At 71.5% G+C, this 14,201-nt stretch carries 12 protein-coding genes; 7 read left to right on the forward strand and 5 right to left on the reverse strand.

The window, feature by feature from the left end:
* Position 1 precedes the first annotated feature (1 nt).
* From ACN268_RS19735 to ACN268_RS19750, 4 genes are read left to right on the forward strand one after another with little or no spacing between them, the layout of a single operon-like run.
* Positions 2-1,972, forward strand: a complete 1,971-nt coding sequence (locus tag ACN268_RS19735) for an MFS transporter (protein ID WP_421486940.1) — start codon at positions 2-4, stop codon at positions 1,970-1,972.
* 4 nt (positions 1,973-1,976) lie between these two features.
* Positions 1,977-2,525: a hypothetical protein gene (locus ACN268_RS19740; protein ID WP_421484475.1), complete on the forward strand. Its 549-nt coding sequence runs from the start codon at positions 1,977-1,979 to the stop codon at positions 2,523-2,525.
* Complete coding sequence (locus ACN268_RS19745; protein WP_421484476.1) at positions 2,522-3,697, forward strand: M23 family metallopeptidase; 1,176 nt, start codon at positions 2,522-2,524, stop codon at positions 3,695-3,697. Before ACN268_RS19740 ends, ACN268_RS19745 begins: the two co-directional genes overlap by 4 nt.
* 13 nt (positions 3,698-3,710) lie before the next feature.
* Positions 3,711-4,313, forward strand: a complete 603-nt coding sequence (locus ACN268_RS19750) for a hypothetical protein (protein ID WP_204927081.1) — start codon at positions 3,711-3,713, stop codon at positions 4,311-4,313.
* 2 nt (positions 4,314-4,315) lie between these two features.
* On the opposite strand, the gene ACN268_RS19755 is transcribed toward ACN268_RS19750, so the two are convergent.
* A complete protein-coding gene (locus tag ACN268_RS19755; RefSeq protein WP_421486941.1) occupies positions 4,316-4,876 on the reverse strand; it encodes a hypothetical protein in 561 nt (186 codons plus the stop codon).
* A 225-nt stretch (positions 4,877-5,101) separates the two neighbouring features.
* Between ACN268_RS19755 and ACN268_RS19760 the strand changes: the two genes are divergently transcribed.
* Positions 5,102-7,882 (forward strand): FtsK/SpoIIIE domain-containing protein, encoded by a 2,781-nt coding sequence (locus tag ACN268_RS19760; protein WP_421484477.1) that lies wholly within the window; start codon positions 5,102-5,104, stop codon positions 7,880-7,882.
* Between the two features lie 259 nt (positions 7,883-8,141).
* Positions 8,142-8,846 (forward strand): hypothetical protein, encoded by a 705-nt coding sequence (locus ACN268_RS19765; protein WP_421484478.1) that lies wholly within the window; start codon positions 8,142-8,144, stop codon positions 8,844-8,846.
* A gap of 89 nt (positions 8,847-8,935) precedes the next feature.
* Here ACN268_RS19765 and folE read toward each other — a convergent pair whose 3' ends face one another.
* The 4 genes from folE to ACN268_RS19785 form a co-directional block, all read right to left on the reverse strand.
* On the reverse strand, positions 8,936-9,598 hold the full coding sequence (gene folE / locus ACN268_RS19770; protein WP_204927152.1) for a GTP cyclohydrolase I FolE: 663 nt from the start codon (positions 9,596-9,598) through the stop codon (positions 8,936-8,938).
* Positions 9,599-9,633: 35 nt separating this feature from the next.
* Positions 9,634-11,640: an ATP-dependent zinc metalloprotease FtsH gene (gene ftsH, locus ACN268_RS19775; RefSeq protein ID WP_145922108.1), complete on the reverse strand. Its 2,007-nt coding sequence runs from the start codon at positions 11,638-11,640 to the stop codon at positions 9,634-9,636.
* Positions 11,641-12,238: 598 nt separating this feature from the next.
* Positions 12,239-12,814: a hypoxanthine phosphoribosyltransferase gene (gene hpt, locus ACN268_RS19780; RefSeq protein ID WP_067302270.1), complete on the reverse strand. Its 576-nt coding sequence runs from the start codon at positions 12,812-12,814 to the stop codon at positions 12,239-12,241.
* Positions 12,815-12,913: 99 nt separating this feature from the next.
* On the reverse strand, positions 12,914-13,051 hold the full coding sequence (locus ACN268_RS19785; protein ID WP_204927077.1) for a hypothetical protein: 138 nt from the start codon (positions 13,049-13,051) through the stop codon (positions 12,914-12,916).
* Between the two features lie 150 nt (positions 13,052-13,201).
* Here ACN268_RS19785 and ACN268_RS19790 point away from each other — a divergent pair, with 150 nt between their 5' ends.
* Positions 13,202-14,164 (forward strand): GlxA family transcriptional regulator, encoded by a 963-nt coding sequence (locus tag ACN268_RS19790; RefSeq protein ID WP_204927076.1) that lies wholly within the window; start codon positions 13,202-13,204, stop codon positions 14,162-14,164.
* The last annotated feature ends 37 nt before the right edge of the window (positions 14,165-14,201 follow it).

Consider the following 14,201-nt stretch of genomic DNA (forward strand, 5'->3'; position numbering starts at 1 on the left):
AATGGCGAGGGCCCGGGCACGGATCACGGCGCTCCTCCTCGCACTCGGCGTACTCGCCGGTGCCACGATCGCCTGGCCGGTGGTCGGGGCCACACCGGCGTACGCCCGTACCCCCGTCACAGCGCAGGCCACCCTGACGGCACAGGCGGCTGCCGATCTCTGCACCACCAAGGAGTGGCAGGCCGACTTCCGCGCCTGCGTCGCCAAGCTCAAGCAGGTCAGCGAGACGGAGGTGGACTGCCGTAAGCCGCCGGTACCGTCGGCCCCGGACTCCGGTCTGGCGGGTTGGTTCGCCTCCCGCCCCGACTCGTCGAAGCTCCCCGGACCGAAAGGCTTCTACAGCGACTACGGCTACGGCGGCTACAGCTTCAACACGTACGACGTGGAGGGAGGCTGTGCCTCCACCGTCCTGCATCCGGACTACAAGTTCACCACCACCGTCGCCAACGGCGAACTGATGATGGCCACCGCCGTGGTGGGTGCCTCGAACGCGCTCCGGGAACGCGCCTGGGACCCCCGGTCGATGTGGAACTGGGCCGACCCGCTGGTCGAGAAGGCGACCAAGGCCGTCTACCAGAAGGTGTTCAGCGTCTTCGGCATCGTGACGCTCTGTGTGGTGGGTCTCTACCTGCTCTGGCGCTCCCGCCAGTCGGACATGAGCAACGCGATGACCACCGCAGGCTGGGCCCTGCTGGTGATGGTCGCGGTGACCGCACTGGCCGCCTGGCCGGTGAAGTCCGCCAACATCGCCGACGGCACTCTCATCACGTCACTGGGCGTCGTCCATGACGCCGTCGGGCCAGCGACACGAGACATTCCACCAGACAAGTGCGTGCTGCCGAATCCCGATGCATGTGTCGACAAGCGCCCCCCGGCCGTGCGCGCCAGTGACACCGCCACCGAGTCAATGCTGTACCGCAACTGGCTGCGCGGGGTCCTGGGCTCGGCGGACAGCGAGACGGCCAAGAAGTACGGGGCGGCCCTCTACGATGCGAAGTCGCTCTCCTGGGAGGAGGCCGAGAAGCTCCGGGAGAATCCCGCCACCCGCGACGCCACCATCAAGGCCAAACAGCAGCAGTGGATGACGGTCGCCGAGCAGATCAAGACCGAGGATCCTGAGGCATACGAGTACCTCCAGGGCAGCAGGGACATGGACCGGATCGGTTCCGGGTTCATCGCGGTCCTCGCCGCGTTGCTCTTCGCCATGTTCGACCTGACCGCCTCGCTGCTGGTGCTGCTCGGCTTCATGATCTTCCGGTGGGCGGTGATCGCCGCACCGATCCTGGGCACGATCGGCCTGCTCCGCCCGGCCAGCGCCGGGCTGCGACGGCTCGCGAACGCCGTGGTCGCTGCCGTGTTCAACATCGCCATCTTCGGTACCGGAGCGGCGATCTACCTGTTCGCCGTGGACCTGATCATGAGCACTTCGACCCTGCCGGGCTGGCTCCAGGTGGTGCTGGTCTGGCTCTGCGGTGTGGTCGGTTGGTTACTGCTCCGGCCCTACCGGAGGATCACCCAGCTCGGCGGCAAGGACAGCAGTGAGGCGGTCGGCTCGGCCGGGTCGTGGCACCGCCGGTTCTTCCGGGACATGCGCGTTGCCGCCCGACTCGACGTGGCCGAGCCGGGGGGTACGGCCGAGCCGAAGCTCACCCGGGGGCGCGGTGCCGCGTTGGAACCGGCCACCCTGCGGCCCGAGGCCAGGCGGGAGGACCCGAGCCACTCGACCGTCAGCACGCCGGCACAGCGGGAACGCCCGGATGGGCGCGAACGTGCCGACGAGACCGAGGCGAAGCCGCCGACGCGGGAGGGCAACCGGCCCACGACCGCACCCCGCCCCCGACGCCGCCCGGCGAGCTGGACCGAGCCGGACGTGCCGGAGGAAACTCCGTCCTTCGTGGTCTACCGACCCGACTCCGCGCCGGCACCGACACCCGTGAAGCCCAGCCCTCGTATACGCTCCGAGGCGAGGTGACGCGATGCGGCGAGCGGTCGAACTCCTCTTCACGCGACTCATCCGGTCGCGGCTCGGCATTGCGCTCGTGATCGCCGTGCTGGTCCTCGGGGTGATCGGTACGGCTCGCCTGGTGTCTGGTCCCGACGACCTCACAGCGGGCCTCAGCAGCCGCCCACGGGAACCGATCACGACCGTCGATCCAGAGGAGGGCGACGACGGGGTCATCGCCACCCCGGTCCCGGAGTCACCGCGTACCCGGCCCGGGGAGTTGACCCCCGAGCAGACGGCGACCCGGTTCACCACCGCCTGGTTGGGCGGGTCCACCATCACTGCGGAGCAGTGGCAGGCGGCCCTGCGGCCGTTGTCGACGCCGGAACTCACCGAGAAGTTGACCGGTGCCGACCCGGCCGGGGTGCCTGCTGTCAAGATCGCCGGTACTCCGACGCTGCGACCTCGGACGGCGGTCTTCACGGAAGTTCTGGTTCCGTTGGAGGGTGGACAGCTGCGGCTGGAACTGGTCGCCCCCGACGGCCGCTGGTTGGTGGATGCCGTGGACTGGGAGCGGGAATGACTGCCGAACTGCCACCGAGTGGTGGCCCACGCCGCCGGATTCGGGTGGGTGCCGTCGCCGCTGCACTGACCGGCGCTCTCGCGTTGCTCTGCTGCGGGGGCGGCAGTGCCGCGTTCTTCCTGACCAACCTCGGCGGCGACCAGGAGACCCTGGTGTCGGACGAGCAGCAGTGCGATGACGAGCACCGCGTCAACGTCACCGGCAAGATGCCCCGGATGTCCGCGTACGGGGCCAGTCAGATGCGTAATGCCGCAGTCATCATCAAGGTCGGTCAGGACATGAAGGTGCCACCGCGGGGCTGGGTGATAGCGGTGGCGACGGCGATGCAGGAGTCAGCGCTGCGCAACCTGTCCAACAGCACCGTCGCCGGTTCCCGCGGCATTCCGAACGAGGGTGTCGGCTCTGACCACGACTCTCTCGGTCTGTTCCAGCAGCGGGCCGGCTGGGGCAGCGTCACCCAACGGATGAGCCCCGACTATGCGGCCCGCAAGTTCTACGAGAAGCTGGTGAAGATCGACGGTTGGGAGCGGATGCCCCTGACCCGGGCCGCGCAGAAGGTGCAGATCAGCGCCTACCCCGACGCGTACGCGAAACACGAGGACGTCGCCAGTCAGATCGTCAACGCACTCGCCGGTGGGGCTGCCCGCACGGTCCAGATCGCGGAGCGGGCGGTGTGCGACCGCGCCTCCGCCCGCGCCATCGCCGCCTCCGGCTGGACCGCGCCGATCGACGGCGGGGTCGGCTCCGGCTTTCGGACGGCGAGCCGACCGCGACACAACGGCGTGGACATCGGTGCCCGCAAGCGAACCGAGATCCACGCCGCCGCCACCGGGCGGGTGCTGGTGGCCCGCTGCGATCCCGACCACCGTGGAAATCGCAACTGTGACGTCGACGGTTTCCCGGGCAAGGGAGGGTGCGGGTGGTTCGTCGACATCCTGCACGCCGGCGGCTTCATCACCCGGTACTGCCACATGATCGAAAAGCCCCGGGTGGTCCCCGGGCAGCTCGTCAAGGCCGGGGAGGTGATCGGTCTGGTCGGGAGCAGTGGCAACTCCTCCGGCCCGCACCTGCACTTCGAGGTGCACGTCGACAGCAACCGCAGCTTCTCCGGCGGCATCAACCCGGTGCCGTTCATGCGACAGCGTGGTGCGCCGTTGAACGGTTCGGCATGAGGCTGTCGCCCCGATGAGCGGACCACTGCCGGACCCGTTCGCCGGCCAGCCCGACTGGGCGCCACTTCCACCACGACCGGTCGAGATCGTTCCCGCCACCGGTCGGGTGGAGCTGCGCGGCCGGCGGGTCCTCGTCGGGCTCCCCGGCCTCGGTTGGCGCGGGGACCTGCGCGCCGACGAGCGGGTGGTACAGGGCAGCCGTACCTATGTGCCGGTCATCCCCGAGCACGAGTGGTACCGGGCGGAGGCCGACCAGGTGGAGGTCTTCGCCCCGCTCGTCCCCGTGGAGCGGGTCTGGGTGGAGACCCTGGGTGACCGGCCTGCGCCTACCGGGCCCGTGCGGGAACAGGGGATCCAGCTCGTCTCGCTGGACGGGCCGACACACCGCGCCCCCACCCCGGTCTTCGAGACCGACGCGGTGAGCGGACGACGGGTGGTCCACGTCGAGGACGCCGTCGAACACCGCGATCTACGCGCGGTGACCGAGTCCTACTCCGGTGCCGATGGCGACATCTGTGTCCGGGTCACGCCGGAACTGGAGTGGTACCGCTGGGCCTGGCGCGGACAGCCGCCCACCACTATGGAAATCCCCGTCCACCTGCTGTGGATCGAATAGTCTCAACCGACCTTGTTCGCCGTGCAGACTGTCCAATGTTCGCCCAGGCGAGTCTGAAAATGCCAACGCTGGCGATCACTCTGCGAAATACCATCCACGGCAGCCGAGAGAATCAGATCGGTTTCCACCTGAGCGGTTTCGCCATCTTGTTGTACTGAGAGTGCACCCCAACTTACGGTGAGGGTAGCTGAGAAACGGCGCTCTCGATCACGTAGGTCATCGCGAAGCGCACGAAGCGCCGCTAACCCATCCGAGCTTTCGTTGCAGACGAGAAGACTGGCGCGCGTGTCGTTCTCGTTGACCAAGAACTCACGGAGATAGTTGTCGACTACGACGTCCGGGGCGCTGCGATCCGGGGTGGCGGCCCGCTCGTACAGCACGTAGCCGGTGATCCCGCCGCCGACGCAGAGCAACGCCAGCACCCCGGCGACGACCGTGAGGACGGTCCGGAGCCGACGGGGTGGACGCTGCGGTGCCGGCAGCGGCGCAGGGGGAGCCGAGTGCTCCGGTGGGGTCCGCTGCGCCGGTACTCGGGACACCTGGGAACCGGCGGGGGGCTGCACTGATTCCACCCCCTGAGGCTATCGGCTGGACGCTCCGTACCCAATGCCCCGAAGGCTGCGGATCGTGACAGGACGACCCCGGGAGGTGAGAGTTCACCGCGATGTGCGACAAGCCCGGCGCATCGCCGCCGCGCTTCCCGGAGGAGTGGCCGGGGCTGGGATACGGTCTGCAGTCGGGGAGGCTTCCCGTCGCGAACAGCGGGGTGGAGCACCTCGGAAAGAGGGGTGGACGCGGTGGCCGGTCCGAAGGCTCGCACGAACCGCGCCGCAGCCCTGCACCGCCGGGCCGCCGCGACCGTCGCCGCTGCCGCTACGGTCCTCGACGAGATCCGTCCCGCCCCCGCCGACCAACGCCGCCAGTACGAGCTGGCGGACCGGCTGCGGCACGCCGCCACCCTCCTCGCCCCGGGCTGGGCCGGGGACGCCTTGACGGACCTGTCGGTGCACACGCCGTGTGGTGAGGGGCATCCGCCCTTCGTCCGGATCGGGACGGGGGCCCCGCTGGAGGATGCGCGCTTCCCGGCGCTGGTGCCGCTGCTCGGCTCGGCGCACCTGACCCTCGACGTGGACGTGCGTGACACCCGGGTGGCGGGTCTCGTCCGGGCCGTGTTGCTGCGTCTGCTGGCGGCCACTCCGGCGGGGTGCCTCCTGGTCCGTGGCGTCGACGGCAGCTCCACAGCGGGCACCGCAAGCACCGGCACCCGACCCGGCACCGCCGACGCCACCGCCAGCCCGGCCACCGTCGGCACCAGCACCAGCACCAGCACCAGCAAGGCTGGCGCGGAACAAGCCCGTGCCGGGCGATCCGACATCAGCAGAGCCCGCACCACAGGGGCCGCCCCCCAGAACGTCGCCGCCGACGCGAGCACCGCACCGCAGCACAGTGGGACGACGAACCCCCGGAACGGGGCCGTCTTCGCCCCGTTCACCGCGCTGGCCGACGCCGGACTGTTCCCGCCTGCGGCGACGGACGTGGCCGGGCTGAGGGCGGTGCTCGCCGAGGCCGAGCAGTGGGTCTCCCCGGGGGCCGGCCGACCCCGCCGACACGACCGGACGCTGCTGCTGGTGATCGCCGGGCTGCCCGGGTCGACGGCGTCGAGTGACCTGGACCGGATCGTGGCGCTCGCCGAACGGGGCCGGGGTGCCGGGCTGCACCTGGTGGTCGCCGGCTGGCCGGCGGCCCGGCCGCCGTTGCCACAGGCCACCCCGGTACGGCTGCGCACCTCGTACGCGCTGCTGGGTGATCCGCCGGGCAGCCCGTACAGCGGGCCGGGCACCGATGCGCCGGGTGGTCTGAACTGTCCCGTCCTCGTCGACGAGGACCCCGGCGCGGAGCTGATCGACGCCGTCTGTCGTCGGCTGGCCGACCAGATCGAGGCGGGCTCCCGGTTGGGCCTCGCCGAACTGCTGCCGCCCGGGGACGCGTCACTCTGGGCGTCCTCCTCGGTCGACGGCCTGTCCACCACGGTGGGCGACGCCGGCGGCCGGCCGGTCACCGTGGGTTTCACCGAGTTGACCCCGCACTGGTTGGTCAGCGGTCGGTCGGATGCGGACCGGGCGGCCTTCCTGACCAACACGCTGCTCGGCTTGGCCGCCCGTTACGGCCCGGACGAGCTGGCCCTGTACCTGGTGGACCTGGGTGCCGGGGAGTCGTTCGTGGAGTTCCTCCAGACCCGGCGGGACAGGTCGTGGGTGCCTCAGGTCCGCGCGGCGGGGATGGCCGCCGACCCGGAGTACGTTCGGGACCTCTTCGACCAGTTGGCGGCGGAGATCCACCGCCGGGAGGAGGTGGCGGCGCGGATCGGCGGCCATCGTTTCGCCGAGCTGCGTGACCATCAGGTGCTGCCGCGCGTCGTCTGTGTCATCGACAACTTTCCGCTGCTGCTGTCGGACCGGGAACCGGTGGCCGCCGAGGTGCTGGCCCGCCTGGACGGGCTGGCCAGGTCGGGTCGCGGGTACGGCGTGCACCTGGTGCTGGCCGGCGCGGGTGACCTCGGCGTCGGCGCGGGAGCGGCACCCCGGGACTCGGTGCTGGGGCAGTTCCCGGTGCGGGTGGCGCTTGCCGGCGGCAGTGCGGTGCTGATGCCGACCAACGACGCCGCCGCCGGTCTGGCGGTGGGCAGTGCCGTGGTCAACACCGCCGGTGGTCTGGGCGGCCCACGTGGCGCGACGCGTGGGCACGAGCGGCTGGTCCGGTTCCCCGACCCGCACGACGCTCCGGAGGTGGTCGAGGAGCTGCGGCACCGGCTGTTCGCGGCACGGCCGGAGGATGCCGTACCGCCTGTGGTGTTCGCGGGTTGGGCCCGGCCGTTGCTGGGCAACGACCCCCGGATGCGCGCCGCCGTTGCCGGCCGGTGCGGGGCGCCGGCGGCGCTGCTGGGCCGGGCGGTCGACGTGGCCCGGACGACCGTGGCGGTGCCGCTGGGCCCGGTGGCCGGCCGCAACCTGGCTGTCCTCGGGCCGGGTCCGGCGGCGGCGACGCTGCTGGCGACGGCCGCGCGCAGCACCGCCGCGCACCATCCGCCGGGCGGCGCGGAGTTCGTGCTCGCGCCGCTGGCCGAGGGGTCCGCGCCGCTGGCCGCCGCGCTCGCCGCCGAGTTGGGTGAGCGCCACCGGGTGTCGACGGTGGACGGGCCGGGGTTGCTGGCCGGAGTCCCGGGTTCCGGTCCGACCTACCTGGTGGTGTTCGGGGTGGACGTACCCTCGACGGAGGAGCTGCCGCCGGACCGGCTGCGTGCGCTGCTGCGGGAGGGCCCGCCGGCGGGTCGCCACCTGCTGGGCTGGTGGCGGACGGTACCGCCGCTGGCCGGGTTGGTGGAGCCCGACGGCGAGGTCGGGAAGCTGGCCGCGGTCGCGACGGTCGACGTGCCGGGTGCGCAGCTCGCCTCGCTCTTCGGGCATCCGGTGCAGTGGCGTCCCCGGCCGGCCCGGGTGGTCCTCTGGGACAGCACCGACGACCGGGGCACGGTCCTGGTGCCGTTCGCCGACGAGGCGGACCCGGCATGATCGGCCATGGCGGGGCCCGCGCGGAGACCGCCCACAACGGGACATGCGCGGAGACCATCCACGACGGGGTCCGCGCGCAGACCGTCCACGACGGGGCCGGCACGAGCGGCCCCGAGGGCGGCCCGCGCGGAGCCGGCCGGGCAGGACGGCCACGCGGCTCCGGCCGCGACGTGCGGCTTGCGGGACCGACCCTCGGGAGGACCGCAGGTGACCGACCGCGAGGAGGACCGGGCGTGACGAGCTGCGAGGAGCCTCGGCCGTGAGCATCGACGACGCCGTGACGGTGGCCCCGGTCCGGCAGCGGGCCGGGGGCGAGCCGACCCCGTCGGTGGCCGCCGCCTGGACCGACTACCTGGCCGCCGCCCGTCAGCTCGACGGGGTACGCCGGGGCGCGGCGACGGCCGCAGCGGCACAGGCCCGGGCGGTGGAGGCGGCGCGCGCCGAGTTGACCGAGGTGCGCGCCCGCCTGACGCCGCAGCAGGCCCGGCTGCGCGAGCTGGGCGTACCGGCGATCTCGCTGACCCCGACGCCACCGGAACTGGCCGAGGCGACCCGGGCGATGGTGGGTGGCCCGGCGGCGGTGCTGGCAGGCTTGCGCAAGGCGCAGGGCTGGGCGGAGGGTGCCGACGCGGCGCTGGCGGCGCGCGGTTCGCTGCGCCCTGCGGGCTGGCCGCCCCGGTTGCGCAACCTGCTGGTGTACGGTCCGCTGGCGCTGGTCGTGCCCCTGGTGCAGCTGCTGCTCCTGGTGACCCTCGGCACCGGGCCGGTGGTCGTGGCGGCGCTGCTGGTGGGTCTGCCGATGCCGGCGGCGGCGTTCGCGGCGGGCTGGGTGGGGGTGGGCCGGCTGTTCCCGCCGGGGCCGGACGGCCGGTGGGACCGTACGCCCCGGCTGGGCTTGCTGACCTGCCTGATCCCGGCGGTGGTGACCGCCGCCGGAATCACGCTGGCGCTGCTGGCCGGTTGACCGGTGCCGCCCCACGCGTCGCGGGTCAGCGGGTCAGCGGGTCAGCGGGTCAGCGGGTCAGCGGCTCAGCGGCTCAGCGGCTCAGCGGCTCAGCGGGGAATGATCAGCGACATCGCCTCGGCGCGGGACTTCGCGTCGTGCTGGAGCACGCCCCGCACGGCCGAGGTGATGGTCTTGGCACCGGACTTCTGGATGCCGCGCATCGCCATGCACATGTGCTCGCAGTCCAGTATCACGATGACGCCACGCGGTTGCAGCTTGCTCATCAGCAGGTCGGCGATCTGCGAGGTCAGCCGCTCCTGAACCTGCGGGCGGCGGGCGAAGACCTCGACCAGCCGGGCCAGCTTGGACAGGCCGGTGATCCGGCCGTCGGGGCCGGGGATGTAGCCGATGTGCGCGCTGCCCCGGAACGGCAGCAGGTGGTGCTCGCAGAGGCTCATCACGTCGATGTCCCGGACGAGCACCAACTCCTCGTGGTTGGCCTCGAAGGTGGTGCTGAGCACCTGGGAGGGGTCGACCCGCAGGCCGGCGAAGAGTTCGGCGTACGCGCGGGCGACCCGGGCCGGGGTCTGCTGGAGGCCGTCCCGGTCGGGGTCCTCGCCGACCGCGATGAGGATCTCGCGGACCGCCTTCTCGATCCGACCGAGGTCCATGGTGTCCTCGATCGGGCGACCGTTGAGCTTGCCGCTGATCAGCCGGGCGGCGACGTAGTCCAACGTCTCGTCGCCGGGCTCGGTGGACGAGGCGGCCAGCCCCGGGTTGTCAGGGCTGGCCGCGGCGTCGGTGTTCAGTGCAGACCGTCCGAGTTGTTCGTGGCCCCGCCGACGGAGATGCCGTCGGCCGTGGCCTGCGCCTTGAGCTTCTCCTTCTCGGCCGGGGTGAGCACCGGCGGCTCGGTGGAGGGCAGGCGCTTGCCGAAGCCGTTGTACGGGGCCATCGGCGGGCGCTTGACCACCCGGGAGCAGATCCGGGCCATGTCGGCGGTGGAGAGCGTCTCCTTCTCCATCAGCTCCAGGACCATGTTGTCCAGGACGTCCCGGTATTCCACCAGGATCTCCCAGGCCTCGTCGTGGGCCAGTTCGATCAGGGCCCGCATCTCGCCGTCGATCTCGGCGGCGACCGAGTCGGAGTAGTCCCGCTCGTGGCCCATGTTGCGGCCGAGGAACGGCTCGTCCCCGCTGGTGCCGTACTTGATCGCGCCGAGCTTCGAGCTCATGCCGTACTGCGTGATCATCGCGCGGGCCAACTGGGTGGCCTTCTCGATGTCGTTGCCGGCCCCGGTGGTGGGCTCGTGGAAGACGAGTTCCTCGGCGGCCCGGCCGCCCAGGGCGTACGCCAGGGTGTCGATCATCTCGGCCCGCGTCTGGGTGTACTTGTCCTCGGTCGGCAGGACCAGGGTGTGCCCCAGCGAGCGTCCCCGGGACAGGATGGTCACCTTGTGCACCGGCGCGGCGTGCGGCAGCGCCCAGGCGACCAGCGCGTGCCCACCCTCGTGGTACGCGGTGATCTTCTTCTCCTGGTCGCTCATCACCCGGGTCCGGCGCTGCGGCCCGGCGATCACCCGGTCGATCGACTCCTCCAGCGAGTCGTTGGTGATCGCCCGCTGTTCCTTGCGGGCGGTCAGCAGCGCCGACTCGTTGATCACGTTGGCCAGGTCGGCACCGGAGAAACCGGGGGTACGCCGGGCGACCGCGTCGAGGTCGACGTCGGGCGTGAACGGCTTGCCCTTGGCGTGCACCCGCAGGATCGCCTTGCGGCCCTCCATGTCGGGGGCGTCGACCGGGATCTGCCTGTCGAACCGGCCCGGCCGCAGCAGCGCCGGGTCGAGGATGTCCGGCCGGTTGGTGGCGGCGATCAGGATGACCCCGCCCTTGGTGTCGAAGCCGTCCATCTCGACGAGCAGCTGGTTGAGGGTCTGCTCCCGCTCGTCGTGGCCGCCGCCCATGCCGGCGCCACGGTGCCGGCCGACGGCGTCGATCTCGTCGACGAAGACGATCGCCGGGGCGTTCGCCTTGGCCTGCTCGAAGAGGTCCCGGACCCGGCTCGCGCCGACACCGACGAACATCTCGACGAAGTCGGAGCCGGAGATCGAGTAGAACGGCACCCCGGCCTCGCCGGCTACGGCGCGGGCCAGCAGCGTCTTACCGGTACCGGGTGGACCGAAGAGCAGCACGCCCTTCGGGATCTTGGCACCCAGGGCCTGGTACTTCGCCGGGTTCTGGAGGAAGTCCTTGATCTCGTGGAGTTCCTCGACCGCCTCCTCGGCCCCGGCGACGTCAGCGAAGGTCGTCTTCGGGGTGTCCTTGGTGATCATCTTCGCCTTGGACTTGCCGAAGTTGAGCACCCGGGAGCCGCCGCCCTGCATCTGCGACATGAAGAACAGCAGCAGGAGCACGAGCAGCGCGATCGGCAGCAGGTTGACCAGCAGGCTCACCCAGATGCTGTCGGACGACACCTTGGCGTCGGCCGGGCCGGTGACCCGGTTGGCCGCCTTGGCCTCCAGCACCTCGTTCCAGACCTGCTCGCCGGCCTGGTAGGGGAACTGGGCCTCGATCCGGTCGGTCGTGGTGTCACCGAACTTGGTCTTCTCGGCCAGGTTGAGCTGGAGCGTCTGCTCCTTGTCCTGGAAGACGACCTTGTTGATCTTGGCGGTGTGCAGTTGGTCGAGCGCAACGGAAGTGTCCACCCGGTGGTAGCTGGGACCAGCGGTGAACAGCTGACTGAGCACAACGGCGCCGAGGATGACCAGGATGATCCAGACCACCGGTCGGCGGAAGAAACGCGTACGTTCCATACTGTTGTCGAGCGCCGGGGCGCCCGCATCCTCCTGATCGACGTCCTGACCGTCTGAATGGTGTCGCCGCCGGGGGCGGCGTCGAGCCGCCGTGCGGGCCGGCCTCGACCCCGAGGCGCGCGAACTGCCGCACCGCGGTCATTCGACGGTACACCGTGCACGCGAGGAGCGAGCTTGCGAGCCCCGCAGTCGGGCACATTCGTAGCCCTCCTGCACGCGAGGAGCAAGCTCGCGAGCCCCGCAGTCGGGCACACTCGTAGCCCTCCCGCACGCGAGGAGCAAGCTCGCGAGCCCCGCAGTCGGGCACACTCGTAGCCCTCCCGCACGCGAGGAGCAAGCTCGCGAGCCCCGCAGTCGGGCACACTCACCGCCCCGTCGCACGCGGGGAGCCAGCTCGCGGGCCCTGCGGTTACGCGTACGGCGAACCGGGGTTTCAGCCGGCGTGACGGGGAACGTGCGCACCGGCTCCGTCGACCGCCCGGTCACGCGGGTCGGGGTGCCGGGCGCGGAGATGTCCCACGCCACCGGTACCCACGGTAGTCGGACTGCCTGGGAGCCCGCTGAACGTCTGCTCGATGACTACCGATACGAGCGGAGTTCAGGCGCGGGCGTAGACCTCGGGCTTGAGCACCCCGACGTAGGGCAGTTCGCGGTAGCGCTCGCCGAAGTCGAGGCCGTAGCCGACCACGAACTCGGTGGGGATGTCGAAGCCGACGTACTTGACCGGCACCGTGACCTTCACCGCGTCGGGCTTGCGGAACAGGGCCACCACCTCGACGCTGGCGGCCGACCGGGACTCCAGGTAGCGCAGCAGCCAGGACAGGGTCAGACCGGAGTCGACGATGTCCTCGACCACCACGACGTGCCGGCCGGCGATGTCCCGGTCGAGGTCCTTGAGGATGCGCACCACGCCGGAGGAGGTGGTGCCCTGGCCGTAGGAGGAGATGGCCATGAAGTCCAGCTCGACGGGCGGGCCCTGCCGGCCCAGTGCGCGGGCGAAGTCGGCCATGAACATGACCGCGCCCTTGAGGACGCAGACGAGCAGCAGTCCGTCGGTGACCCCGGCGTAGTCCGCCGAGACCTGCTTGGCCAGCTCCGCCGTCTTCTCGCGGATCTGCGCCTCGGAGATGATCACGTGATCGATGTCGGCGTCGTACCAGGAGCCGTCAGCCATGCTCCTAGCCTGCCGTACGCCGGAGGGCCCGCGTCGGCGGGGCCGCCCCTTTTGGCGCGGTCCCGCCCCGAGTTTTCCGGCACAACGGAATCAATCACCTCAGCAGGCACGGGACCGCCAGCGGCGGCCCTCCTCGGTGGGCTTCCAGTCGGCCGAGTCGCGGGTGTCGGCGGTGAGGCCGAACGCCGAGGCGGCGGTCAGCGCGGCGAGGAAGAGCAGGAACAACAGGAACTGCATGGCGGCGCTCGCTTTCTCGCGATCTGGGTGGTTTTCGCCGCCGGTGCGCACCGGACTCATCCCAGTTTCCGCCCCCGGTCCGGGCCGGGACAGTGGCAGTCATGCCAGGTACCCTCGATTTCCTGCCACGTTTCCGGTTACCCTCGTCACATGATTCGATCGGTGGCCGTCATCGCGTTGGACCAGGTGGCCGTCTTCGAGCTGGGCGTGCTCACCGAGGTCTTCGGCACCGACCGCACCGACGACGACTTTCCCGGCTACCGGTTCACCGTCTGCACCGCCGACGGCGACCCGGTCCGTACCGCCTCCGGGTTCGGGCTCACCCCGCACGCCGACCTCGCTCCGGTCGACGACGCCGACCTGGTCGCCGTGCCCGCGTACACCCAGGGGGGTGAGGTGCCCGAGGCGGTGCTGGCCGCGCTGCGCCGCGCCGCCGACCGGGGGGCGTACGTGTTCAGCGTCTGCTCGGCGGCGTTCGTGCTCGGCGCGGCCGGCCTGCTGGACGGCCGCGAGTGCACCACCCACTGGAAGTACGCCGACGAGCTGCAACGCCGGCACCCCTCGGCCCGGGTCCGGTGCAACAGCCTCTACGTGGCCGACGGGCCGGTGCTGACCAGCGCCGGCACCGCAGCCGGCATCGACGCCTGCCTGCACCTGGTGCGCCAGGAACACGGCTCGGTCACCGCCACCCGGCTGGCCCGGCGGATGGTGGTCCCCCCGCACCGCGACGGCGGCCAGTCCCAGTACGTCGAGGCGCCGATCCCGGCCACCCCCGACGCGCCCACCCTCGAACCGGTGCTGAGCTGGCTGGTGGGGCACCTGGACCGGCCGACCACCGTGGACGAGCTGGCGGCCCGCGCCGGCATGTCGCCACGGACCTTCGCCCGCCGGTTCCGGGCCGAGACCGGCACCACCCCGCACGACTGGCTGACCAACCAGCGGGTGCTGCTGGCGCGCCGGCTGCTGGAGGAGACCCGGCTGAGCGTGGAGAGCGTCGCCGGCCGCTCGGGTTTCCCCGACGCCGCCGCCCTGCGTCACCACTTCGCCCGCCGGGTCGGCACCACCCCGCAGGGCTACCGCACCACCTTCCGCGACCGGGTCCCCACCGCCTGAGCCCGCCACGGCCGCCCGTCGCCAGCCGACGCGCCGA

This window comes from Micromonospora sp. WMMD735 (assembly GCF_049178995.1).
GTDB classification, from domain to species: domain Bacteria; phylum Actinomycetota; class Actinomycetes; order Mycobacteriales; family Micromonosporaceae; genus Micromonospora; species Micromonospora wenchangensis.